General features: G+C 60.2%; 25 protein-coding genes and 1 tRNA gene. 4 read left to right on the forward strand and 22 right to left on the reverse strand.

What is annotated here, in order from left to right; all coding sequences use genetic code 11:
• Positions 1–25: 25 nt before the first annotated feature.
• The 5 genes from GKN89_RS05565 to GKN89_RS05585 form a co-directional block, all read right to left on the reverse strand.
• Entirely contained in the window at positions 26–1636 is a 1611-nt protein-coding gene (locus GKN89_RS05565; RefSeq protein WP_019452448.1) for an MFS transporter, read from the reverse strand.
• Entirely contained in the window at positions 1629–2054 is a 426-nt protein-coding gene (locus GKN89_RS05570) for a DoxX family protein (RefSeq protein WP_019452447.1), read from the reverse strand. The genes GKN89_RS05565 and GKN89_RS05570 overlap by 8 nt, the downstream gene beginning before the upstream one ends.
• A 9-nt stretch (positions 2055–2063) precedes the next feature.
• The gene (locus GKN89_RS05575; RefSeq protein WP_154746505.1) at positions 2064–2894 is read right to left on the reverse strand and encodes an alpha/beta fold hydrolase; all 831 of its coding nucleotides are present in this window, start codon (positions 2892–2894) and stop codon (positions 2064–2066) included.
• Positions 2895–3036: 142 nt separating this feature from the next.
• On the reverse strand, positions 3037–4431 hold the full coding sequence (locus tag GKN89_RS05580; protein ID WP_370520163.1) for an MFS transporter: 1395 nt from the start codon (positions 4429–4431) through the stop codon (positions 3037–3039).
• Positions 4432–4604: 173 nt separating this feature from the next.
• Positions 4605–5795 (reverse strand): sugar transporter, encoded by a 1191-nt coding sequence (locus tag GKN89_RS05585; RefSeq protein ID WP_019452444.1) that lies wholly within the window; start codon positions 5793–5795, stop codon positions 4605–4607.
• A gap of 266 nt (positions 5796–6061) precedes the next feature.
• On the opposite strand from GKN89_RS05585, the gene GKN89_RS05590 reads away from it, so the two are divergent.
• Positions 6062–6748: an aspartyl/asparaginyl beta-hydroxylase domain-containing protein gene (locus GKN89_RS05590; protein WP_154746506.1), complete on the forward strand. Its 687-nt coding sequence runs from the start codon at positions 6062–6064 to the stop codon at positions 6746–6748.
• Positions 6749–6761: 13 nt separating this feature from the next.
• Here the strand turns inward: GKN89_RS05590 and GKN89_RS05595 are convergent, their stop codons facing one another.
• On the reverse strand, positions 6762–7709 hold the full coding sequence (locus GKN89_RS05595; RefSeq protein WP_154746507.1) for an aromatic alcohol reductase: 948 nt from the start codon (positions 7707–7709) through the stop codon (positions 6762–6764).
• Between the two features lie 86 nt (positions 7710–7795).
• Here GKN89_RS05595 and GKN89_RS05600 point away from each other — a divergent pair, with 86 nt between their 5' ends.
• Positions 7796–8218, forward strand: coding sequence for a helix-turn-helix domain-containing protein (locus GKN89_RS05600; RefSeq protein WP_019452440.1), 423 nt, complete (start codon positions 7796–7798; stop codon positions 8216–8218).
• Positions 8219–8247: 29 nt separating this feature from the next.
• On the opposite strand, the gene GKN89_RS05605 is transcribed toward GKN89_RS05600, so the two are convergent.
• The 5 genes from GKN89_RS05605 to GKN89_RS05625 all read right to left on the reverse strand — a co-directional run bounded on the left by GKN89_RS05605 (position 8248) and on the right by GKN89_RS05625 (position 13288).
• Positions 8248–8964 (reverse strand): ABC transporter ATP-binding protein, encoded by a 717-nt coding sequence (locus GKN89_RS05605; RefSeq protein ID WP_019452439.1) that lies wholly within the window; start codon positions 8962–8964, stop codon positions 8248–8250.
• On the reverse strand, positions 8961–9836 hold the full coding sequence (locus tag GKN89_RS05610; RefSeq protein WP_019452438.1) for an ABC transporter ATP-binding protein: 876 nt from the start codon (positions 9834–9836) through the stop codon (positions 8961–8963). Before GKN89_RS05610 ends, GKN89_RS05605 begins: the two co-directional genes overlap by 4 nt.
• Complete coding sequence (gene livM / locus GKN89_RS05615; RefSeq protein WP_063919653.1) at positions 9833–11119, reverse strand: high-affinity branched-chain amino acid ABC transporter permease LivM; 1287 nt, start codon at positions 11117–11119, stop codon at positions 9833–9835. Before livM ends, GKN89_RS05610 begins: the two co-directional genes overlap by 4 nt.
• 10 nt (positions 11120–11129) lie before the next feature.
• The gene (locus tag GKN89_RS05620) at positions 11130–12044 is read right to left on the reverse strand and encodes a branched-chain amino acid ABC transporter permease (RefSeq protein ID WP_019452436.1); all 915 of its coding nucleotides are present in this window, start codon (positions 12042–12044) and stop codon (positions 11130–11132) included.
• A gap of 125 nt (positions 12045–12169) precedes the next feature.
• Positions 12170–13288, reverse strand: coding sequence for a branched-chain amino acid ABC transporter substrate-binding protein (locus GKN89_RS05625; protein ID WP_019452435.1), 1119 nt, complete (start codon positions 13286–13288; stop codon positions 12170–12172).
• 433 nt (positions 13289–13721) lie between these two features.
• Between GKN89_RS05625 and GKN89_RS05630 the strand changes: the two genes are divergently transcribed.
• A tRNA-Asn gene (locus GKN89_RS05630) sits at positions 13722–13797 on the forward strand.
• Positions 13798–13990: 193 nt separating this feature from the next.
• Here the strand turns inward: GKN89_RS05630 and GKN89_RS05635 are convergent.
• From GKN89_RS05635 to GKN89_RS05665, 7 genes are all read right to left on the reverse strand, one after another.
• Positions 13991–15118 carry an NADH-dependent flavin oxidoreductase gene (locus tag GKN89_RS05635; protein WP_063919696.1) on the reverse strand — a complete coding sequence of 376 codons (1128 nt, stop codon included), beginning with the start codon at positions 15116–15118 and terminating at the stop codon, positions 13991–13993.
• Positions 15119–15168: 50 nt separating this feature from the next.
• Entirely contained in the window at positions 15169–15819 is a 651-nt protein-coding gene (locus GKN89_RS05640) for a flavodoxin (RefSeq protein WP_154746508.1), read from the reverse strand.
• Between the two features lie 20 nt (positions 15820–15839).
• A complete protein-coding gene (locus GKN89_RS05645; RefSeq protein ID WP_154746509.1) occupies positions 15840–16673 on the reverse strand; it encodes an SDR family NAD(P)-dependent oxidoreductase in 834 nt (277 codons plus the stop codon).
• Positions 16674–16737: 64 nt separating this feature from the next.
• Positions 16738–17466, reverse strand: coding sequence for an SDR family oxidoreductase (locus tag GKN89_RS05650; protein ID WP_230328922.1), 729 nt, complete (start codon positions 17464–17466; stop codon positions 16738–16740).
• A 42-nt stretch (positions 17467–17508) separates the two neighbouring features.
• The gene (locus GKN89_RS05655) at positions 17509–18144 is read right to left on the reverse strand and encodes an SDR family oxidoreductase (RefSeq protein WP_063919699.1); all 636 of its coding nucleotides are present in this window, start codon (positions 18142–18144) and stop codon (positions 17509–17511) included.
• 15 nt (positions 18145–18159) lie between these two features.
• Positions 18160–19095, reverse strand: coding sequence for an alpha/beta hydrolase (locus GKN89_RS05660; protein WP_154746511.1), 936 nt, complete (start codon positions 19093–19095; stop codon positions 18160–18162).
• Entirely contained in the window at positions 19095–20015 is a 921-nt protein-coding gene (locus GKN89_RS05665; protein WP_025160200.1) for an alpha/beta hydrolase, read from the reverse strand. Before GKN89_RS05665 ends, GKN89_RS05660 begins: the two co-directional genes overlap by 1 nt.
• Positions 20016–20153: 138 nt before the next feature.
• Here GKN89_RS05665 and GKN89_RS05670 point away from each other — a divergent pair, with 138 nt between their 5' ends.
• Complete coding sequence (locus GKN89_RS05670; RefSeq protein WP_154746512.1) at positions 20154–21062, forward strand: LysR family transcriptional regulator; 909 nt, start codon at positions 20154–20156, stop codon at positions 21060–21062.
• 27 nt (positions 21063–21089) lie between these two features.
• Here the strand turns inward: GKN89_RS05670 and GKN89_RS05675 are convergent, their stop codons facing one another.
• The 4 genes from GKN89_RS05675 to GKN89_RS05690 form a co-directional block, all read right to left on the reverse strand.
• Positions 21090–21392 (reverse strand): XRE family transcriptional regulator, encoded by a 303-nt coding sequence (locus GKN89_RS05675; protein WP_063919702.1) that lies wholly within the window; start codon positions 21390–21392, stop codon positions 21090–21092.
• Between the two features lie 4 nt (positions 21393–21396).
• A complete protein-coding gene (locus GKN89_RS05680) occupies positions 21397–21750 on the reverse strand; it encodes a type II toxin-antitoxin system RelE/ParE family toxin (protein ID WP_197667756.1) in 354 nt (117 codons plus the stop codon).
• Between the two features lie 310 nt (positions 21751–22060).
• Entirely contained in the window at positions 22061–22426 is a 366-nt protein-coding gene (locus tag GKN89_RS05685) for a diacylglycerol kinase (protein ID WP_063919704.1), read from the reverse strand.
• A 218-nt stretch (positions 22427–22644) separates the two neighbouring features.
• Positions 22645–23769: a GNAT family N-acetyltransferase gene (locus tag GKN89_RS05690; RefSeq protein ID WP_063919705.1), complete on the reverse strand. Its 1125-nt coding sequence runs from the start codon at positions 23767–23769 to the stop codon at positions 22645–22647.
• Positions 23770–23878 lie beyond the last annotated feature (109 nt).

Consider the following 23878-nt stretch of genomic DNA (forward strand, 5'->3'; position numbering starts at 1 on the left):
ACCTTCTCACCGCCTGGCCGTGCAGTTAATGCTTCACCTGACGCCGGTCCAGCGACAGGAAGTGGTGCACCACCGGCTTGTCCGGGCCGATATGGAAGCCCAGCGCCTCCTGCTGCAGATCGGCGTCGGCGTGCGACACCCGCTGATGCTGGCGCAGATGCTCCGCCCAGGACTCCACCAGGAACCACTCCATGATGCATTCCGGATCGCCGGTATGCTCGGTGATGCCCCAGGCGTAAGCGCCGTCGCGACGGCGCGCCCGCTCCAGCATCAGCAAAGTGCGCAAGAACTGCGGGCGATCCTGTTCGCGGATGCGGTATTCCACCTGAATCATCACCGGCCCGCGATCGTTCTCGACCGGCGTGTTGACCAACGGTTCCGGCCAATGGTTCGACGGCTGCAGATCGGCCTCGCCGGTCGGCAGACGCAGACGGTGGAACAGCAGCCCCGCCGCCAACAGGCCGACGCCACCGACCAGCAGCGTGGCGGCGACGCCCAGCTCCTGCGCCACCAGCCCCCACAGCAGGCTGCCCGCCGCCATCGCGCCGTTGAACACCATCAGGTAGATGGCCAGGCCGCGGCCGCGCACCCAGTTAGGCAGCACACCCTGCGCCGCGCCGTTGAGCGTGGTCAGCGCGATGATCCAGCCGGCGCCCAGCACCAACAGCAGCACCACCGCCAGCCACTGCGGCGGCGCCAGCGACAGGGCCGCCATCACCACGGCGGTGAGCACCGCCGCCAGCAGCACCAGCCCGTCGGCGTTGAGCCGCTGGCGCAGACGCGGCAGCACAATAGCCCCGAGGATCGCCCCGGCGCCCACCGCCCCCAGCAGAACGCCGTAAAAACCGGCGCTGCCGCCCAGCATGCGGCGCGCCACCAGCGGCAGCAGCGCCCAGACCGAGCTGGAGAAGGCGAAAAACACCGCCGCCCGCAGCAGCACCACGTGCAGCTCGCGGCTGGAACGCGCATAGCGCAGACCGGCGCGGAAGGCGCCGAAGAAATGCTCCGACAAGCCGCTGTCTTCGGCCTTCGGCCGCTTCCACCACAGCAGCGCCGCGATCACCAGCACATAGCTCATCACGTCCGCGCCGTAGGCCGCGCCGGCGCCGAAGCTGGCCAGCAGCAGGCCGCCGGCCGCCGGGCCGATGGAGCGGGCGATGTTGATGCCCAGCGAGTTCAGCGCCACGGCGTTTTTCAGCTCGGCGCGCGGCACCAGTTCCGGCACGATCGCCTGCCAGGTCGGCCCCATCAGCGCCGCGCCGATGCCGCCGACAAAGGTCAGCGCCAGCAGGTATTCCACCGTCAGCGCACCGGTCTGCGACAGCACCAGCAGGCTGCCGCTGACGCAGGCCAGCAGGATTTGCACGAAGATCAGAAAGCGCCGCCGATCGAGAATGTCCGACAATACCCCGGCCGGGATCGCCAGCAGGAACACCGGCAGCGTGGCGGCGGTTTGCATCAGCGCCACCGCCGAGGGGTTGCTCGACAGGTCGGTGATCAGCCACGAGCTGGCGACGTCGCGCATAAAGCTGCCGACGTTGCCGAGCACCGTCGCGCCCCACAGCACCGCAAATAATGGGATTTTCAGCGGCGCGAAGCCGCCCGCCGCCGCCTTGTTTTCCGTCTGTTCAGCCATCCGTTCGCTCCTTCAAATCGTTAAATGCCACCAGCAACAGCGCGCCGGCCAGCCCGAGGTGTTCAAAAAATCCGTTCATCATCTGGCCGCGTTCCGCGCCGTCGAACTGCCAGAACGGATTGGCCATCAGCGTCGCCATCAGGGTAAAACCGGCCAGCGCCAACGCGCCGAGCCAGCGGTAAAAACCGCTCAGGATCAGCGCCGACGCCGCCAGTTCAAACAGCGTCACCAGCACGGCGAACAGCGCCGCCGGCTGCAGGCCGAAGTGGGTCATCTCGGCGACCGCGCCCTCGACGTTCAACGCCTTGACCAGCCCGCCCTGAATGTAGGCGGCGCAAATCGCGAGCAGCAGCAGCCAGCGCACCGCGGGCGCATGCAGCCGCTGAGCGCAGCGGGCGGCGATATCGGTAATATTCATCGCGCCCCCTTAGAATGGCGAATTCTGGATAAAGGCCAGCAGATCGGCGTTGAAGCGATCGGGATCGGTCTGCGCCAAACCGTGTGAGCCGCCAGCGTAAACATTCAGCTCCGCCTGTTGCATAAGCTTAGCGGCTTTCTGCGCCGAGGCTTCGAACGGCACGATCTGATCGGCGTCGCCGTGCACCAGCAGCGTCGGCTTGTCGATCGCCAGCAGATCGGCGGTGTAATCCACTTCGGAGAACTCGCGCACGCCGTCGTACTGGCCTTTCACGCCGCCCTGCATGCCCATCAGCCAAAAGCTGTCGATAAGCCCCGCGTTGCTCTCGACCTCATCGCAGTGGAGGCCGTAGAACGGTACCGCCAAATCTTTGAAGAACTGCGGGCGGTTGCCCGCCACGCCGCTGCGAATGCCGTCGAACGCCGCCATCGGCGTGCCCTCGGGGTTGGCCGGCGTCTGCAGCATCAGCGGCGCCGGCGCCCCCACCAGCACCACCTTCGCCACCCGACTGCTGCCGTGACGGCCGATATAGCGCGCCACTTCGCCGCCGCCGGTGGAATGGCCGACCAGGATCAGATCGCGCAGATCCAGCGTTTCTATCAGCACAGCCAGATCGTCGGCGTATTGATTGATGTCGTTGCCGTGCCAGGTTTGATCCGAACGGCCATGGCTGCGGCGATCGTGAGCGATCACGCGGAATCCGCTCTGGCCGAAAAACAGCATCTGGTTGTCCCAGGCGTCGGCGGACAGCGGCCAACCGTGGGAGAACAGGATCGGCTGGCCGCGTCCCCAATCCTTATAGAAAATGCGTGCGCCATCGGGCGCGGTAAGAGTGCTCATGACGTGCTCCCCGTTCGGTATCGAATTGGATTTTGTACGGGTTAACAGTACGGCAGGCGTAAAGGCAGTGATAACGGAATAATTTTCGCATGATCGCGAGTTTTTTTGCTGAAGAGGCCGGCGTAGCCGCCGGCGCATAACGTCAGATGTTTTCCAGATCGATGCCGCGCGTTTTCGGGCCAAACAGCCCGATCACCAGCATCACGATCAGCATGCTGGCGACGATAAACGCGATCACCCCCAGCGAGCCGCCGTACTGCAAGATAATGCCGATGATGATGCTGCTGAACACCGTCGACAGGCGGCTGAAGGAGTAGCAAAAACCGACGGCGCGGGCGCGGATGTGGGTCGGGAAGATCTCGGATTGATACGAGTGGTAGCTGTAGGTCAGCCAGGCGTTGGACCAGGTGATGAAGAAGCCGCACAGGATCAGCCACAGCGGATTGTTCTGCAGCGCGAACAGCGAGCCGAAGATCACCGTCACCAGGCAAGACAACACGATCTGCCACTTGTTCTCCATCTTGTCAGCGTAAAAACTGCACAGCAGCGAGCCCAGCGGATAGGCCAGCGTGATGAAGAAAGCGTACAGCAGGCTGTGCGTGACCGACGCGCCCTTGCCCGACAGCAGCGCCGGCAGCCAGTTGCCGAAGCCGAAGAAGCCGATGGCCTGAAAGAAGTTCATCACCACCAGCATCAGCGTGCGATCGCGATACTGCGGCGCCCAGATGTCGCGAAAGCGGCCGCGCTGCGGCGCGCCGTCGGCCTCTTCAGCCTGGCGCAACGGAAACTCCGCGGGCGCCACGCCGCAGCGCCGTTCCATGTCCCGCATCACCTGCCGCGCCTGCGCATAGCGCCGTTGCTGCACCAGCCAGCGCGGCGACTCCGGCAGCCCCTTGCGCACCAGCCAGATCACCAGCGAGGCCAGCGCGCCGGCGATCACCACGTAACGCCAGCCGCTCAGCCCCCAAATCGTCTGCGGCACCAGCCACCAGGACATCAGCGCCACCGCCGGCACCGACAGGAACTGCACGAAGAACGCGAAGGCGAAAGCCCGGGTGCGCAAGTGCGCGGGCACCCACTCCGTCAGGTAGGTGTCGATGGTCACCAGCTCGATGCCGAGCCCGACGCCTACCAGAAAGCGCAGAAAGATCACCCATTCCGCCTGCTGTTGAAACGCCAGCAACAGCGAGAAGGCACCATACCAGACCAGGGCAAACATAAAGGTGGCACGGCGGCCGAAGCGGTCAGCGTACGGGCTCAGCAGGCTGGCGCCGACGAACAGACCGAGAAAGGTGGCGGCGGCGAAGGCTGCCTGATCCGACACGCCGAAGACGCCCAGCGCCCCGGTGTGGAAAATGCCGTCGGCGATAAGGCCGGTGCTGATATAGCCGGTCTGGAACAGATCGTAGAGTTCGAAAAAGCCGCCCAGCGACAGCAGAATGATAAAGCGCCACAGGCCGGCCGACGCGGGCAAGGCGTCGATTCTGGCCGCCAAATCCCGCGCATGGATCGGCGACGCCGCTACAGAGTCACTCACCGTTAACCTCGCATTAACATTTTTGATGACTTTCTATGCTAGCGAAGCGACGCCGGAGTTAAATTTTTAATTAGCAGACTATGAAAAAAAGTTAAGCATAAAACGCTGCAGCGGCCTGTTTTATAGCGAGAAAATGTAGCGCGGGATGCCGGCCGGCATCCCGAATCGGTGGATTAACGGCTGTGGTGCTGCTGCAACCGTTCGCTGCGGTAAAAGCTCAGCAGGCACCAGCCAAGGGCGATCAGCGCCAGCGGCGCGGCGACGAAACCGATGTTGCCCATCCCCAGATGCAGGCTCACCTGATTGCCCAGCAGCGCGCCGCTGCCGATGCCGAAGTTGTACAGGCCGGAGAAGATCGCCATCGCCACATCGGTGGCGTCCGGCGCCAGGCTCAGCACCTTGGCCTGCATCGACAGGCCGATGGCCATGATCGCCATGCCCCAGAAAATGCACAGCACCGTCAGGTGGCTTTCGCTGCCGGCGGCCGGCAACAGCAGCAGCAGGCTCAGGGCCAGCAGCGCGATGGCGCCGATAAAGAAGCCGGAAGGAAACCGCTCGCTGTAGCGGCTGAACAGCAGGCTGCCGACGATGCCGGCGGCGCCGAACAGCAGCAGCATCAGCGTGGTGAAGTTTTCCGACAGCCCGGCCACGGTCTGGATAAACGGCTCGATGTAGCTGTAGGCGGTGAAGTGCGCCGTCACCACGATGATGGTCAGCATGTACAGCGCCACCAGCGCCGGGCGTTTGAACAACAGCGGCACGCTGGCCAGCGAACCGGAGTGCTCGCTTTTCAGCACCGGCAGCAGGCGCCACAGCAGCACCAGCGCCAGAGTGGCGCACACCGCGATGCCGATAAAGGTCATGCGCCAGCCGAGCAGCTGCCCGACCACCCGCCCGAGCGGCAGCCCGAGCACCATCGCCAGCGCGGTGCCGCCCGCCAGCAGGCTCAACGCCTGCGCTTTCTTGCCCGGCGGCGCCACGCGGATCGCCAGCGAGGCGGTGATCGACCAGAACACCGAGTGCGCCAGCGCCACGCCGGCGCGTGAAATCACCAGCGTGGTGAAGTTCCAGGCCACGGCGGTCAGCACATGGCTGGCGATAAACAGGATGAACACGCCGATCAGCAGCTTGCGGCGCTCGATCTTGCTGGTCAGCAGCATGCACGCCAGCGAGGCGGCGGCGACGATCCAGGCGTAAATGGTGATGATCAGGCCGACCTGTTCGGTTTGCATCGAGAAGCTGGCGGCGATATCGCTCAACAGCCCGACCGGAATAAATTCGGTGGTGTTGAAGATAAAGGCCGAGACGGCGAGGATAACCACGCGTAACCAGGCGGTTGAGCGCGAAACGGGTGCGTGTTCCATGGTAAACAAAATCCGGACAGGTGCGGGCAAGTAGCGATATTTTAACCAACCGCCGCGCTAAATGCGATACGCGTCACACTTTAATTGTGTGGTTTTTTTCGCCGCATTTCGACACACTCGCAGACACACGGTTGCACAAATGCTGTGCTAATCTCTTGAAGCGTACCAATTTTTCCTGCCGCTCTTCCTTCGGCCGCCGCAGACGACGCGCCGCGCCGAAGAACCGCGCGCAGTGTCCATTTGGCGTTTCCTGAGGCGAGGTCATTATGTCCGCGATTTATGATTGGTCCGTGCTCGCATTGCGCAATGTTTACGATCGCCGAATTCAGGGCCAACCGGTGCTCGACAGCGCCGCGCTGTTCCCCGATGCGGAACGTTTCACCGCCCAATGGCGGCAGATCCGCGAAGAGGCGCTGGCCGTCGCCCACGATCTGCACAATATCCCACGCTTTCACGAGATCATGATCCAACAGGAGTCTATCTCCGCCAACGACGCGCGCGACTGGCGCATGTTCATCATGAAGGCCTACGGCCAGCCGATCGCCCGCAACCTGGCGCGCTGCCCTGCGCTGGCGGCATTGATCGCCTCCTCGCCGGACGTGCTGTCCGCCTCGCTCTCCTTCCTGGCGCCCGGCAAGCAGGTGCCGCCCCACCGCGGCCCGTTCCGCGGCATTCTGCGCGGCTATCTGGTGCTGGACATGCCCAAGCGCGCCGACGGCGTACCGGCGGCGGTGCTGAAAGTGGACGGCCGCGAATACCGCCTGCACGAGGGGGAATTCATGCTGTGGGACGACACTTTCGAACACGAGGTGTGGAACGACAGCGCGCAGGTGCGCACCGTGCTGCTGCTGGATATCCGCCGTCGCGACATGCCCGGCGGGCTGCGGCTGCTCTCCAGCGCTATCATCGCGCTGGTGCGGCTGAACGTGCGCTGGATGCAGCGCCAGTTCTGAAGCGCTCAGACGATCAACCGTCGTGAGCGACCGGCCAATACCGCGCCAGCCACTGGCCGGCGGTGGTGGTGAGCAGGCCCTGACGCGCATTGAAGGTTGCCGCCTTGTCCCAGGCTACGCCGTCGGGCCGGGCGAAAGCCAGCCGGTATTTGGCGCCGACGTCATGCGGATGGTTCCGCACCGCCTCCTGCAGCCGTGCGGAGTCGAGCAAGGTTCTGTTGACCTCGACGCCCCAGTGCGCCTGCAGGAGATCGGCAAGCTCGCGGTAGGTCAGCGTGTCGCCGGCGATATAAACCGCCTGGTTGCGAAACGCGGGCCGATGGAAAAAAATCTCGGCCGTCAGCCGGCCAATGTCCTCAGGGGTGGTCAGCGTCACCGCATAGCGCCAGTCGCCCAGCGCGCGCACCGTTTTGCTTGCCGCGTCCACCACGCCAAAGCCGGGGTCAAACAGGTAGCTGGTGAAAATGCCCGTGGAAACAATCACCCACTCCGTCGCACGCTGCGCACGCAGCAGGTGGCGCACCTCGAGCTGTTCATCCCACACCTGCTGCCCGCTGCCTTTACCCACGACATCGTAATCTACGCCAAACTGCCACGGGAAATAGCGCGCCACGCCCGCCTGCAAGACGGCCTGGGTGATCTTTATCTGCGTGCCCGCTCCGCCGACAAAGCCGCTGCAGTTGATCACCGCGTCGAAGGAACGGAATAGCGCACTCAGCGCCTCCACGCCGTTTTGCTGCAGATCGCCTTCCACCACGGCGATGCCGAGCCGCATCAGCTCATCCCGCCGCGCCCGATGCGGGCCGCTGACGGCGCGGGCGGCCTCCGGCCGGAGCAGCACGCTGATGGTGACATTCGCATGCCGCTGAGCCTGCCGGCTCATCGCACGCAATACCGGCAGCCCCAGTTCACCGGCGCCGAGTATGAGCACGGTATTGATAGATGGATTTGTGGATTTCATTCTTGCCTCCTGTCTTAACACTGCGTCATCCTGACAGCTGACAAAAACGGGTTCAATTAGGTACACGCGTGATACCGGAGAGGAATATGACGAGCGATCGCGCAGCGCTGCTGCAATTTTCGCAGGCGTTCTGTGAAGAACTGAGCAACGACGATGAAGGGTTGAAGCGTGAGATCCTCGCGCATGCGGGCAACCGTTGGTCGCTGGGGGTATTGCATATCCTGGGCACTCACGGGCCGCTGCGCCACGGCGAGATAAGCCGCCAGCTGGCGGGCGTGACGCAGAGAATGCTGACGCGGACGCTGCGCCATCTCGAGCGGGACGGGCTGATATCGCGCTGCGATTATCAGGAAAAGCTGCCCCGCGTGGTGTACGCCATCACCGAAGCGGGGGAAACGATGCTGCTCAACATGCTGCCGCTCTGGTCGTGGATTATCTCCTCCGCCGACGCTTTCAGGACGGCCCGCTCGCACTACGATGACCAACAGCGCAACGCCGCCGAGGAATGAACGCGGGCTTCCCTGCCCTTGGGCGGCACTCAGCCGCCGCCCAGATAAGCCTTTCTCACCTCAGGATCGTTCAACAGTTCCTGGCCGCTGCCGGTGAGGCGGATCTGGCCGTTGACCATCACATAACCGCGATCGGACAGCTTCAGCGCGTGGTTGGCGTTCTGTTCCACCAGAAACAGCGTCATGCCGCTGCGGGTCAGCTCGCGCAGCACGCCGAAGATCTGCCGCACCACGATCGGCGCCAGCCCCAGGCTCGGCTCGTCCAACAGCAGCAGCTTCGGCCGGCTCATCAGCGCGCGGGCGATAGCCAGCATCTGCTGTTCGCCGCCCGACAGGGTCATCGCCCGCTGATTGCGCCGCTCCCTGAGGCGCGGAAACAGCTCGAACATGCGCTGTAAATCCTCCGCCAGATAGCGATTGCCGACGGTGATGGTGCCCATCAGCAGGTTCTCCTCCACGCTCATGTCCGGGAAGATGCGCCGCCCTTCCGGCGCCTGCGCGATGCCGCCGGCCGCCACGTAGTGCGTGGAGCGGCGGCTGATGTCCTCACCGCCGAACAGGATCTGCCCGCCGGCGATGCGCGGCTGGCCAAAGATCGACATCAACAGCGTGGATTTGCCCGCACCGTTGGCGCCGATCAGCGCCACCGTCTCGCCGGCGTTGACCTGCAGCGACACCTTACGCAGCGCCTGGATCGGCCCGTAAAACACGTCCACTTCGCGAAATTCCAGCATCGCTTCGCTCATCCCGCCAGCTCCTCTTCGTCCGCGCCCAGGTAGGCGGCGATCACCGCGTCGTTGTGTTGGATCTCCTGCGGCGTGCCGCGGGCGATCACGTCGCCGTGATCGAGCACGATCACCCGATCGGAGATCTCCATCACCATGCCCATGTCATGCTCGATCAACAGCACCGTGATGCCGTGATGCTGGCGCAGAAAACGGATGATGCGGCTCAGCGTGGCCGTCTCCACCGGGTTCAGCCCGGCGGCCGGCTCGTCGAGGCAGATCATCTCCGGCGCGGTGCACATGGCGCGCGCGATCTCCAGCCGCCGCTGCTGGCCGTAGGACATCTCCCCCGCCAGACGGTTGGCGCAGTCCACCAGATCCACCACCTCCAGCCAGTAGAAGGCGCGATCCAGCGCGGCGTTCTCCGCCCGACGATAGCCCGGCGTATTCAGTACGCCGGCGATCAGGTTGCGGTTGCTCTGCATGTGCTGCGCCACCAGCAGGTTCTCCACCACCGACATTTCACGAAACAGGCGGATGTTCTGGAAGGTGCGCGCCAGCCCGGCGCGGTTCACCAGGTGCGTGCCGCCGAACATCTTGTAGTAGAGACGCGAACCGAGCCGCTTCGGGCGTATCCAGTCGCCGGCGCGGAACTTCTGCCCCAGCACCTGGATCACGTCGGTCGGCCGCTTGTGGGTATTGAGCAGGATCGCGCCGCCGGTGGCGCGGTAGAAGCCGGTCAGGCAGTTGAACACCGTGGTCTTGCCGGCGCCGTTGGGGCCGATCAGCGCGGTGATCGAGCCGCGCTCCACCTCCAGATTGACGTCGTTCAGCGCCTTGATGCCGCCAAAGCGCATCATCAGGTGCTCCACCCGCAAAATGGCATCGCTCATGGCGCCACCCCCTTGCGCTCAGCGAAGCTGGATCGGCTGATGCGCACCAGCCCACGCGGCCGCCAGATCATCATCGCCACCATCAGCACGCCGAACAGCAGCACCCGGTATTCGGCGAAGCTGCGCAGCAACTCCGGCGCCACCGTCAGCACGAAGGCCGCTAGCACCACGCCGAGGGTGGAACCCATGCCGCCCAGCACCACGATCGCCAGGATCAGCGCCGACTCGAAGAAGGTGAACGAAGTCGGGTTGACGAAGCCCTGATAAGTGGCGAAAAACACCCCCGCCAGCCCGGCGGTGGAGGCGCCCAGCATAAAGGCCGACAGCTTCACCAGCACGTGGTTCAGCCCGAGGGAGCGGCAGGCGATCTCATCCTCGCGCAGCGCCTCCCAGGCGCGGCCGATCGGCATGCGCGTCAGCCGATGCTTGATATACAGCACCAGCAGCACCACCAAAAACAGCACCGCGTAGATGAAAATGAACTTGAGATTGGGGTTGTAATCGATGCCGAGAAACTCGTGGATCGGCACCCCGCCCTCTTTGGCCCGCCGGCCGAACTCGAGGCCGAACACCGTCGGCGCCGGCACCGAGACGCCGTTCGGCCCGCCGGTGAGCGACATCCAGTTGTTCAGCACCAGCCGGATGATCTCGCCGAACCCCAGCGTAACGATCGCCAGGTAGTCACCGTGCATGCGCAGCACCGGGAAGCCCAACAATGCGCCGGCCAGCGCCGCCATCAGCGCGCCCAGCGGCAGCATCGTCCAGAACCCCAGCCCGAGATACTGGTAGCCCAGCGCCAGCCCGTAGGCGCCGATGGCGTAAAACGCCACGTACCCCAGATCGAGCAGCCCCGCCAACCCGACCACGATGTTCAGCCCCAGGCCGAGCAGCACGTAGATCAGGCCGAGGATCGCCACCGTCAGCAGGTATTTGGTGGCGACGAACGGGAACAGCAACGCGATCGCCGCCATCAGCGGCAGGATCCAGCGCAGGTTGGATTTATAGCCGAGCGGCCGCACGTAGACGCCGTCGTTGCCGCCGTCGAAGCGCGCCAACACCTTACGCCCCGGCGCAGTTTGCAGGAACAGGCTCAGCAGCAGCCGCCCGGCCATCACCGCGACGATGATCCACACCAGCCGGTGCGGCTCGAAGTTGAAGCTGTAGCCGTTCAGCACGATGCCGACGATCGGCCCGAACACGATCAGGGCGATCAGCCCGGCCAAGACGGCGTCCAGCAGGCTGCGTTTAACGTCCAGCCCGCCGTTGATCACGGATTGCGACATGGCGTTCTCCTTAAACCTTGGCGACCAGCGGCCGGCCGAGCAGGCCCTGCGGCCGGAAGATCAGGATCGCCACCAGCAACCCGAAGGAGAACACGTCCTTATAATCCGAGTTCACCATGCCGGCAAACTGCGCCTCCGCCACCCCAAGCAGCAGCCCGCCCAGCATCGCGCCCGGCAGCGAACCGATGCCGCCCAGCACTGCGGCGGTAAAGGCCTTGATGCCGATGATAAAACCGACGTAAAAATCGAAGGTGCCGTAGTTCATGGTGATCAGCACGCCGGCCAGCCCGGCCATGGCGGCGCCGATCACGAACACCAGCGAGATCACCCGATCGGTATTGATGCCGAGGATCGAGGCCATTTTGCGATCCTGCTGGGTGGCGCGGCAGATGCGCCCCAGCCGGGTGCGCTGAATGATGTAGGTGAGGATCGCCATGCCGAGCAGCGACGCCACCAGAATAAACACCTTGGTGTAGGTAATCTGCAGCACGCCGCCGTCGAACTCCAGGCGGAACACGCCGCTCAGCAGCGTCGGGATGCCCTGTTGGCGCGGCCCCTGGCTAATCTGCGCGTAGTTTTGCAGGATTAACGACATGCCGATGGCGGAGATCAGCGGCGCCAGGCGGGTGGAGTTGCGCAGCGGCTTGTAGGCGATGCGCTCGATCACCCAGCCGTACACCCCGGTGATGACGATGGTGAACACCAGCGTGCCGAGGATCAGCAGCGGGAACGAGTGCAGCCCGAAGAACGACAGCAGCGCCAAACCGATGGCGCAGAGATAGGCGGAGATCATGTACACCTCGCCGTGGGCGAAGTTGATCATGCCGATGATGCCGTAAACCATGGTGTAGCCGATGGCGATCAGGCCATACACCGCACCGAGGGTCAGGCCGTTGATCAGCTGTTGCAGAAAGAATACATCCATAATGAGCAGTCTCGCCTGGTAAGGCCGCCAACGCAGTCCGATGCGGCCCAAAGGTCATCGCGGAACGGGCGCGCCACAGCGGCGGGCCCGTCTGTCATGGGGTCACAACTTCAGTATTGGGTTGTTCAAAGCTGGTGATATTTGCCCTTGTCATCCCACTGATAGACCACGTAGTCCGAAACCTTCAGGTCGCCCTTCTGGTCCCAGGCTTTCTTGCCCATCACGGTGTCCACGTCGTGCGATTTCAGCCATTCGGCGGCCTTGGCGCTGTCTTTGCCGCCGGTGGCGTTGAAGGCGGCGGCGATCGCCTGGATCGAGGCATAGGAATAGAGGGTGTAGCCTTCCGGCTCAAAGCCGCTGGCTCGGAACTTGGCGATCACCGCCTTGCCTTCCGGGATCAGGCGCGGATCGTTGCCGAAGGTCATCAGCACGCCGTTGGTGTACTGCGGCCCGCCGGCGGCGGTCACCAGCTCTTCGGTCACCACGCAGTCGCCGGAGAAGAACTTGGCGGTCACGCCCTGCTCGCGCATCTGGCGCACCAGCGGCCCGGCTTCCGGATGACAGCCGCCGAAGTAAACCACGTCCGGCTTGACCGAGGCGATCTTGGTCACCAGCGCGTTGAAGTCTTTTTCACCGCGCGACAGCCCCTCATACAGCACCTCTGTGACGCCGCGCTTGTTCATCGCCGCCTTGGCGGCGTCCGCCAGCCCCTGGCCGTAGGTATCTTTATCGTGGATCACCGCGATGCGTTTGGCCTTCAGCGTATCCAGCATGTAGTTGGTAGCGATCGCGCCCTGCTGATCGTCGCGCCCGCACATGCGGAACATGGTCTTCATGCCGCGCTCGGTGATCTGCGGGTTGGTGGAGCCGGGGGTGATGGCGATGATGCCGGCTTCGTCATACACCTCGGAGGCGGGCATGGTGGAAGAGGAGCAGAAATGGCCGACCACCGCCGAGACCTTGTCCTGATCCACCAGCCGGTTGGCGACCGCGACCGCCTGTTTCGGTTCGCAGGCGTCATCCCCCTGCACCAGCTTGATTTTTTCCCCTTTGATGCCGCCGGCGGCGTTGATGTCCGCCGCCGCCTGCGAAGCGCCGCGCCAATACTGATCGCCATAGGTGGCGTTCGGCCCGGAGAACGGCCCGGCGACGCCGATGACGATATCGGCCTGCGCAGAAAAGGCCGTGCCTAAACAACCGATGAGCAAAGCAGCGAGCGGACTTTTTATCAATTTCGATGACATTGTTATCTTCCTCAGCACTGTTGTAGCGAAACGCCCGGGGGCGCGGATCAGTCACTTTATGTGTAGACGGGGAAAATAATTTTCTTGAGAGCGCAGTCGCATTCCCCAAAAATGGGTAAGCAAAAATCCAGCCATTGTGACGACGAATACATATTGTTTGCTTATTCATCCTACATATCAGTTGCAGCGCAGCGTGTGGCGGGGATAACCGAGAGTCTGGGCAGTGCGGCTAGCGTGAGAGGGAGAACGGCCTTGCACCATCGCCGTGCAAAGGCTTGTGCAATCGTTGTGGGCCACAAAATCACCGCACAGCGATGGAAAATGCCGAAAAACAGCGCAAGATGTTCATTCCGCCAGCAAACGCGCTTTTTTTGCAGTTTAGCGCTTTGACAAACCCCAGGTGCCCCGCTATTATTCGCCCCGTTCACACGATTCCTCTGTAGTTCAGTCGGTAGAACGGCGGACTGTTAATCCGTATGTCACTGGTTCGAGTCCAGTCAGAGGAGCCATATTTAGAGAAGCCCGCTTAAGGAAACTTAAGCGGGCTTTTTGCTTTTCGGGTTATAACTCGCTGCAAGAGAGGGTTCATTCATCCAGGAATGACCACCGGCTATCTGGATCGCTAACCGGTGTTTCAATAGGGTTTACGGTGCATGTCAGCACATCATCACCGACCCAGGGACAACATGACAATGGCGGTCTTCAGCTCGGGAACCAGCCTGGGGTATTTTGAATCGCTTGCCACAGTTTATGTGGGATCTGTAATTCATCCGGATCTTGCGACGCGTTGAGTTTGACGTTCATGCTTCCTTCATGACCTGATTGTACTCTCTCCACCCATTGGGGATTCATAACCATCGCGCGTCCCAAAGCGACCATGGACAATCCGGCATCCAGCGCTTGCCGTGCCACGTCCGACGACGTGATTTTTCCGGCGGCCAGTATCGGCAAACGGCCGTTATTCAGCTCAATGAACCTTGCCAGCGTACTCTTTTCATCCTCGTCATCCCGAGGGGTGTCCGTCAGTACATGGTGCAACGAGATGTGCAAATAATCGATAAGCGCCTCTTCCGTCAATTGGTTCGCCAACGCCAGAGAATCATCTATACGCAGTCCCTTTTCGCCGGATTCTTCCGGAGACAACCGATACCCCAATAAGAAAGGCTGTGTAGCATGGCGTTCGATAACTCGCCGAACTTCGCGCGCCACTTCCAAGGGGAAACGCATGCGATTCTCCAGAGAACCGCCCCATTCATCCGTGCGCTGATTGAAATACGGGGAGAAAAAGTTTTGGAGCAGGAAACCATGGGCGCCATGCAATTCTACGCCATCGAACCCCGCCTCAATCGCGCGGCGAGTGGCTTCGCCAAAATCGCGGATCACAGTCAGAATTTCGTCATGGCTTAACGCGCGGCCGGCTTTTTTGCCATCGTTAAACGGGCCTGCCGGTGCGGCTAGCGCACTGGCGCCAACGAGGTCGCCATCGGAGATCAAGGCCGGAACGGCTTTATTTCCCGCGTGAAAGAGTTGCAAGATCGCCGGCGCGCCGCCGCTTTTAGCGGCATCCGCCAGCCGTTTCAGGCTCGGGATAAAGCGATCGTCATAGGCCGCGAACTCATGAGTAAACCCGATGCCATTTCGCTGTACATGGGAACAGCCTGTCAGCACCAACCCAACACCGGTCGCGCGTGCCCGATAATAGGCTAACTCTGCATCTGAAATAGTTTCATCATCATTGGCTGACCAGGTGGTCATTGGGGCCATCACGATGCGATTGCGCATCTCAAGGCCGTTTTTAAATAAAAATGGCTGCATTAATGGATCTTTCATAATTCTCTCAGCATTTAACATTTTGATCTAAAATCAAAAATCATAAACAATCACTTCGCCAGCGGGGTTCCCAGCCAGCGTTCATCGATAAATTGCAGCATCTGTTCCGGTGTGATTTGCTGCGTCATTCGCCCTCGCAGCACCGTGCGATGCTCGAAAGTTAATGCTCCCCGTGCAAGCACCTGGGCTTTAAAACGCGCGATATGCTCGTCCGAGAAGTGGCTGTTGTGGGTATTAAACAGGATGACCCGTTTACCGCTGAAATCGCTGTTCTCAATAAAAGCCCAAATCGGCGGCGCCGGGCTGTATAGCCAGATCGGCGAGCCCAACCAGAGGGTGTCAAACGGCGTCAAGTCAATCTTGGCCGGCGTTATCTCGGGCAACGCATCCTGCCGCTCTTTCAGCAAAGTGGCGTCTTTCAGCGCATACGCCAGCCCTGGCAAGCCAGGGGCATAGTTCGGCGCATCAAGCCTGAAGAGCTGTGCATCCAGGCGGTGAGCGATATGGCGAGCGGCCAGCGCCGTACTCCCTGAACGAGAAAAATAAACGACGGCGGTACGCGATGCGTTTTCTCCTGAATGCGCATGAGGCTCTATCTTGGCCAACTGGGCGGCTTGTCGATTTTCAATCAGCGTGACAGAGGCCAATACGCCCAAAATAGCCAGCAAAACGACCGTCAAACCGATGAGGGTTCCATACATAGGTAAGCGCCTTGATGCCATTAATCAAAATCGGTCGTCTTGCTGAGCGCCTCAAACTCCCACGTTTCTGCGATGCGGGACTGCAAGGTCGGCATGACGAAATCGAGAGCATCATTACCGATTAATAGCTGGCGCGGAGGCGTGTCCATTTCCACCAACCGGCAAATCACCTGCGCAAGTTTGGCAGGATCGCCCTGTTGCTGACCATCGGCGGATGCCAGTAGCTCGCGCGCGCTGCCAAAAGCGGCATAATCGGCAATGCTTCTTTCCCCGTACCGGGCAGAACTGTCATTGAGAAATTCGGTGCGGAAAAAGCCGGGCTCAACGGCGGTGACGGTAATTCCAAGAGGCGCGACCTCATCGGCCAACGCCAGGGTCATACCTTCCACGGCAAACTTCGACGCGGAATAAAATGTGGCGTTCGCGACGGCTTTCACGCCGGCGATGGAAGAGGTGTTGATAATGCGCCCGCCCCGCTGGCGCCGCATCACCGGCAGCACCGCGCGCAATACATTGGCCATGCCGAAAACATTGGTTGAAAATTGCTGCTCTATCTGTTCGGCTGTCGCTTCTTCAAAACGCCCCAACAGACAGAACCCGGCATTATTCACTAATACATCAATGCGGCCAAAACGGCTCACGGCCGCATCTGCAGCAGCCAGCGCCTGATGTTCATCACGAACATCAAGCTCCAGCAGCTCAATCTTTTCCGCTGCAACATCGCTGAATGTCCGGCGCAATTTTTCCCTATCCCGCCCCGTTGCAACCACACAGTCCCCCTGTTGCAACGCAGCCCTGACAATATGGGCGCCCATGCCGCGCGCGGCGCCGGTGACAAACCAAATGCGATTCATATCTGTTCACCTTAATCGGTTTAAAAACTCGTACTGCCTCATCGCAGTACGAGGTGTCGAGGCACTAAAGCGTCAATTGCAAACTAGGACGTATCACGATGTCATCGAGTAATACGCCGGGCGGTTGAGCAAATGAATAGACCAATGCACGAGCCACGTCATCCGGCATGAGAGCCTGAATGGCATCACGGCGTTCGCGCATCATGTCCGCAGAAACATTGTGTCCCCATTCCGTATGTACCGCCCCCGGATGAATCAATGACACGCGTATGCCTGCTTCAGCCAGCTCCTGCCGCAAGCCGTCACAGAACCCCCTGACGGCAAATTTGGTGGCGCAATACACGGCCCAGTTAGGCGCACTGCTTTTCCCCCCGACGCTGGATACCGTGGAGATCATTGCGCCGGGGCGATTTTTCATCAGAGGGATAGCTTCGTAGGAACAGTTCAACACGCCGTACATATTCGCGTTGATCTGCTCCTGCCAGCCCTCGGGTGAGCTCTCCTCGAACCGACCGAAAATCCCCATGCCCGCGTTGTTAAAAAGCAGATCCACACCGCCGAAGCGGCTCTTCACCCTATTAAAAAGTGACCGGACCTGAGCTAAATCAGCAACGTCAGCGTCAAAGGCGACGGCGGCTCCGCCCAGTTCGGCAGCCAGACTTTCGATTCGCTCTTTGCGTCTTGCTACCAGCACGACCGAAACGCCTTCCGCAACCAATCGGCGGGCGGCAGTTTCACCAATACCGCTTGAAGCCCCGGTGATAACAGCGACTTTGCCGCTGAGACTGTTCATCTCCATCGTCCTGCCTCTATAGATAAATTTTATGGCGGGTGTTTACATAAAATACGGCTTGTCACCGTCAGTGCCCGGCTGGTTGACGCCGATGTTCTCACCCAGATGTTTTTTCGGTTGCTCGATGATGTCGGCAATTAAAGCGGCGACGCTCTTGCGCGATACGATCGTTCCTTTGAACGGCGCATCGCGGGCGGTAAGCTCATAGTCAACCAGATCTTCGTCCGTTAACCAGGCCGGGCGCAGAATGGTGTAGTCCAGCCCGGAGGCTTCAATCGCGTCAGCCGCCCGACGAAATGGCTTGAGGGGCTCACCGATGATCGCGTTGTTCCATTCACCGAATTTTCCCGGGACCTCATCATAAATCCCCAGCGAAAGAACGAAGATCAGGCGCTTGACGTCGCTGGCCTGCATGGCGGCAATCACCGCCTCAGCCTGCACATCCAGATCCTCCCCCGTCAGGTTGGCATACACCAGATCCTGGCTCTGCATCGCTTGTTTCAATGCGGACGGGTTCAACACATCGCCGATAAGGATCCGGCCGTTGGCCGGGCGCGACCGGATTTTTTCCGGCCGGCGAGCGAACAACGTTTGCACAAGCGACTGTTCATCCGCCAATCGGTCGATAACATGACGGGCGATTTGGCCGCCGGCGCCAAGGATCAATACATTTTTCATGGTGTTCTCCATCGGTTATTCACCCAGGTGCGCGGCTAAAAACGGCAGCACCTTGTCCATCGCTGCACGAACGGCTTCCGGCTTGTCATACAGCTCGTAATGTGAAAAGTCCGCTAACGAGACCAGCTCGCGATGCGCCGAAGCCGTTGCGCGCCCATAGACTTCCATGCCATCACGATAGGCGCCAAAGGCACCGACTTTCTCGCCCACCACCACCATCACCGGCTGAGTCAGCAGCACCTCGGCAAAGGCGAAGGCATCCCAGGCCAGCGTTATTTGCGCATGCGAGAACAACATGCGTGTCGCGCCACCCGGCTGTTGGCCGCGCGCGCTCTTGTAATAGTCTGTCGCTTCGAAAACGTCGCGTTCGGTGAGCCCATGGGCCGTTGCCTCTTGAGGACTGGCGGGCAGCAGTTCATTGACCTGAAGCTCTCCGCCCCGCGCTTCCCGGGTGCGCTGCGCAGCCATCGCGTTCAGCGCGCCCAGCGGATCGTAGCCGCTGAAGCCTTCGCGGAAGAGTCGCCCAATATTTACGCCGGTGATGCTCACCACGGCTTTGATGCGTTTCTCTGTCAGCGTGGCATTGACGGCATAACCGCCGCCGCCGCAAATGCCCAGCACGCCGATACGCTCCGCATCGACATACGGCAAGGTGACGGCATAGTCGATGACGCGGCTGATGTCTTCCACCCGCTGGGTCGGATCTTCTATCCAGCGCGGCGCCCCGCCCGACTCCCCCTGAAAACTGGCGTCATAGGCGATAACGACGTACCCCTGTTCCGCCAACGCCTTACCGTAAACATTGCCGGAGGTTTGTTCCTTGCAGCTGCCGAAAGGATGGACGCTGACCACCGTCGGGTAGCGCTTGGATTCATCGAACCTTGGCGGCAGCTGAATGTTGGCGGCGATGTGCCAGGCCATATCGGCGTTTTGGATGCGAACATTTTTCATTACAGTGTCTCTTCAAAGAACGGCGCCAGGACGGAAACGGCTTCGGCGACATAGGCTTTGCCGTCATACAATTCCATATGATTCGCACCTTCGACGATGTGGTAACGCTTGTCGCTGCTCGCGGCGCGATCGTATAAATCGTCACTCATCCATTTACTGCCCGCCACGCTGCCCGCCACGATCTGCATCGGCTGGGTCAGATACACTTCAGCCATATGGTAGGCGTCGTAGGTAATGATCTGGTTGAGGCTGCGCAGCGTCGCATAGCCGGGCGCCGTCGGATATTGCGCGCGCGGGGTATGGTAATACTCCCAGGCCTGGCGCAGCTCTTCGTTCGGCGCATCGGATTCTTTCATCGGTGCCAGCGGCATGGTGGCATGTTCACCGCTGCTGATATCGCCGGTACGGGCGTTGGAACCCGCCTCAACATACGGCAGCGCATCAATGGACTTCACATTGTTTTCCCACCCGTTGCGGAACATCGAGCCGATATTGACGGCGCTGACGGTGCCGATCGCCTTGATGCGGCGATCCTGGATCGCAGCGTTGGCGGTATAGCCCGCGCCGGCGCAAATTCCCATCGCGCCTATGCGCTCGTTGTCGACATAAGGCAGCGTGGTCAGGTAATCAATCACCGCGCTGACGTCTTCGGTGCGGATATAAGGGTTTTCCAACTGACGGGGTTCGCCGCCGCTTTCCCCCTGATAAGAGGCATCGTAAGCCACGGTCACAAATCCCTGCTCCGCCAGTTTTGCGGCATAGGTGCCGGCGGTTTGCTCTTTCACGCCGCCCCCCGGGTGAGAAACGACGATGGCCGGATACTGACGGCCCGCGTCGAACGCCGGTGGCAAGTAGAGCACTGCGGAAAGATCGATGGTTGGGTTATTGCTATTAGTGAAGCTGATTTTCTGGTTCATCATCCGGTTCCTCATCAGGGTGGTCGGTTAACTACATCGTTTCTGATTCTCACTATAGACATTGAACATTAAGATGATTAGACCCAAAATAATGATTGGACCTATCACTTAAATGATTAATCAGCCGAGCGGAAAACAGAGATGAAACGTGATGAGATAGCCGATTTGGTGGCATTTGTGGTGGTCGCCGAGGAGCGCAGCTTCACCCGGGCCGCGGCCCGCCTGGGCATGGCGCAGTCGGCGTTAAGCCAGATCGTCCGCCGCATCGAAGAACGGCTGGGGTTTCGTCTGCTGACGCGCACCACGCGCAGCGTAGTACCCACCGAGGCCGGGGAGCAGCTCTTGTCGACCCTTGGCCCCATGCTGCAAGACCTGGATTCCGTCATGACGTCACTGGGCGAGCTGCGCAACCGCCCTTCCGGCACCATACGCATCACCACGGTGGAGCATGCGGCAAAAACCCTGTTGCTGCCCGCCATGCGCACGCTGCTGAAATCTCACCCAGAAATAAACGTGCAGCTCCTGATCGATTATGGTCTTAGCGATGTGGTCGCCGAGCGTTTCGATGCCGGCGTCCGTCTGGGGGGAGAGATGGATAAGGATATGATTGCCGTGCGGATTGGGCCTGACATTCCGATGGCGATCGTTGGCGCGCCGGATTATCTTGCCCGGCGAGGCACCCCGACTTCGGTGGCGCAGCTGGTCGATCATCAGGCGATTAACCTCTATCTTCCCACCTCGGGTACCGCCAACCGCTGGCGACTCATGCGCGGCGGACGTGAAGTTCGGGTTCGCATGGAAGGCCAACTGTTGTTAAACACCATCGACCTGATCCTGGACGCCGCTCTCGACGGGCACGGCCTGGCCTACCTACCTTGCGATCAGGTGCAGAGCGCCCTTGACGAGAAAAAACTCGTTCGCGTGCTGGACAAGTTCACCCCGGACCTGCCGGGGTATCATCTTTACTACCCGCACCGCAAGCACCCAGGATCGGCCTTTTCTTTGCTTATCGATGTGCTTAGGTTTAACAACGCGCAGAAGCCCAAATAGCGTACTGCCGCCAGCTGACAACGGCGCTTACAGCACAAATTCGTAGTGCGAACCGTCCGGCAGTTCGACATCCAGGCGCAGTTTGCCGCCCGCCGCCTCAACATAGCGTTTGAGCGAGGAAAGCTTCAGATCGCGGCCCGGTTTTTCCATCACGGCGACGGTCGGTTGCCTGATGCCCAGCGCCTGCGCCATTTCAACCTGGGTTTTCTGCACCTTCTCGCGCAGCTCGGCAAGATGGATGTTCAGCATAATCTCCGTCGCCATTGCCTGCGCTTCGGCCACGACCTCGGGCTTTTCATCCGCAATAAGCTGTTCCAACGTTCTGCCCATCGCGTCACTCCTTCTCTTTTAGTGTGTTCAGCCAATTCGTGAATTCCCGATCGGCAATCTGCAGCATTCGATCGTAAAAACGTTTTTCATTGCCCGCTTTATTGCCCGCGCAAAGCACCATGCCGACACGGTACGGATCGAAGGCGAAGAATGCCCGCAACGGTTCGCCACGGCGCTGAATACGCAGCTCTTTCATGTTGCAGTAACACGAGCCTTTAACCGTATCGGCATAGGGCCTGGACAAGCCGGGCCCTTTTTCCCGCAGAACCATCAATGCGGCAAGTACTGCGGCTCGCTCGGCATCGTTGAGAGAGCTAAACCAGTTATCAAACACATCCGTTGTTTTAATTTCCCACACGGGGCCCCCTGCAATATAGGTCAATTGCTATATAGATGTAAAGCTATAAAAGAGAGGTGCGGGGATGACATGAAGCAACATAAACCTTTGCTGTAATGTGGAACGTACGTTCGGGCATTGATGCAAATGCCGTGTAGGTATTCACCTTTTTACGCGCTGTGCCGAACAATCGGCACGGGGCAGTTCCCCGCCCCGCCATTAACCCTGTCACAAAAGCGCATAACGTTCTCGGCGCCCGGTACCACGGTGGCGCACGGCATGCGGCTGCACGCCGCGTGACACCGGTTTAACGCCTGGGTGAGCCTCGCTCTTAGCGCCCCAGCAGCACCGTTGCCCAAACAACGATGGTCATCAGCACCGCCACCAATTGCGCCGCGCCGCCCAGATCTTTGGCACGTTTGGATAACGGATGCAGCGCCAGTGAAATACGGTCGACCACGGTCTCAATCGCCGTATTAAGCAGCTCAACCACCAACAGCAGGAAACTGCAGGCGATTAATAACAGCCGTTCCATTTTTGTAATATCTAAAGTAAATGTAACAACCAGTAAAATGGCGTTAATAACCAATAATTGACGGAATGCATCCTCGGTCAACATGGCATCAATAAAGCCGGCCCATGAATTCCTTATGCTGTAGGTTAATCGGTTTATTCCTTTTTTCTTTTTCACAGGCATCTATTCTGCTCTCATCCACATCACGGCGACCAGGCGAAAATAAGTCACACGCCGTGAATTTGTCCGTGGTTTATTAGTTAAAGACTTTAATCTATCCCCTCTGGGGATCATCCACTCACTCAGGTTTTACCGTCCACGACTGGAACCGCACCGCACGAAAAGCACCCTGACGCGGCAATTATCCTGGGGACGTTAAAAGACGATTCGCGATCAATCGGTTAAAGTGTTTTTTCGTACAATCGGTAGCGCTTATAAGGCACCGCGCCGATGCGTTCTAAAATCGTCCGCATGCCGGTATTGGTTTCCAGGATCCACGACATTTCCAGCGCGTCGATATTGCGCTTGGCGAAGGGCTCGCGCAGCGCCTCAATCAGCAGCAGCGCAATAATCGGCCCGATGCGGCTGAATTGATATTCCTGACGCACGCCCATCAATGGCACCCGTGCCGTGCGCACGCCGCTGACTTTCAGGCGCCACAGCAGTTTGGCCCAGCCGAAAGGCAATAACCGCCCCTGCAGATCGGCAATGGCCTCGTTAATGTTCGGCAGCCCGACGATAAAGGCGCAGGGCGCGCCGTCCACCTCGGCGATATGGATCATATCGTCGGGCACCAGGAACTTCAGCTGATCCCCCATGGTGGCGAACTCGTGTTCGGTGAACGGGACAAATCCCCAGTTATGCTGCCATCCGGAATTGAACACCTCCCGCAACACCTGCATCTCTTCCCGAAAGCGCTTACGGTTGAGGCGACGAACGGTCACCTTTTTGCGCACCTGGTCCATCATCCGGCTGAGCGACGGCGAGAAATGCAGGTCGGTTCTTTTCATCCAATAGGCAAGCAGATCAATCCCTTCGCTGTAACCCTGCTGCGCTATCTGGGTCGCATAGTAGGGTTTGGCATGCGTCATCATGGCCGACGGCGGGGTGTCAAATCCCTCGACCAACAGGCCGCTCTCCTGATTGATGTTGAGGCTGAACGGCCCGGTGATCTTGCGCGCGCCCTTCGATCTCAGCCACTCTTCCGCCGCCGAAAATAGCGCGCTGAAAACGGCGGGATCGTCAACGGCGTCAATCATGCCGAAGTGACCGGTATCTTCCCCATGCAGCTCGCGATGCAGGGAGTCAATTTGTGCGGTAATGCGCCCGACGACCTTCCCCTGTTTTTTGGCCACCCACGCCTGCCATTCGATATGGTCGGTGCCGGGATTTTTCTTTGACAGGTGTTCTTCACGCTCTAAATACAGCGGCTCAATCCAGTTCGGATCATCGCGAAACAGTAACGAGGGGAAAGCAATAAACTCTTTAAGTTCGGGTTTATCCAGAACTTTCTCAATACGGATCATAAATAGCCTTAGGTTTTAATAAAATAATCAAATATGAGCGCGACAACGCCTTTAGCATTTTTTATGCTGTTCTCTTTTATTGAATTGTGTCTTGCCTCCGGCTAAACGA

This window comes from Serratia sp. YC16, from assembly GCF_009707615.1.
In the GTDB taxonomy this organism is placed as follows: Bacteria; Pseudomonadota; Gammaproteobacteria; order Enterobacterales; family Enterobacteriaceae; genus Serratia; species Serratia surfactantfaciens.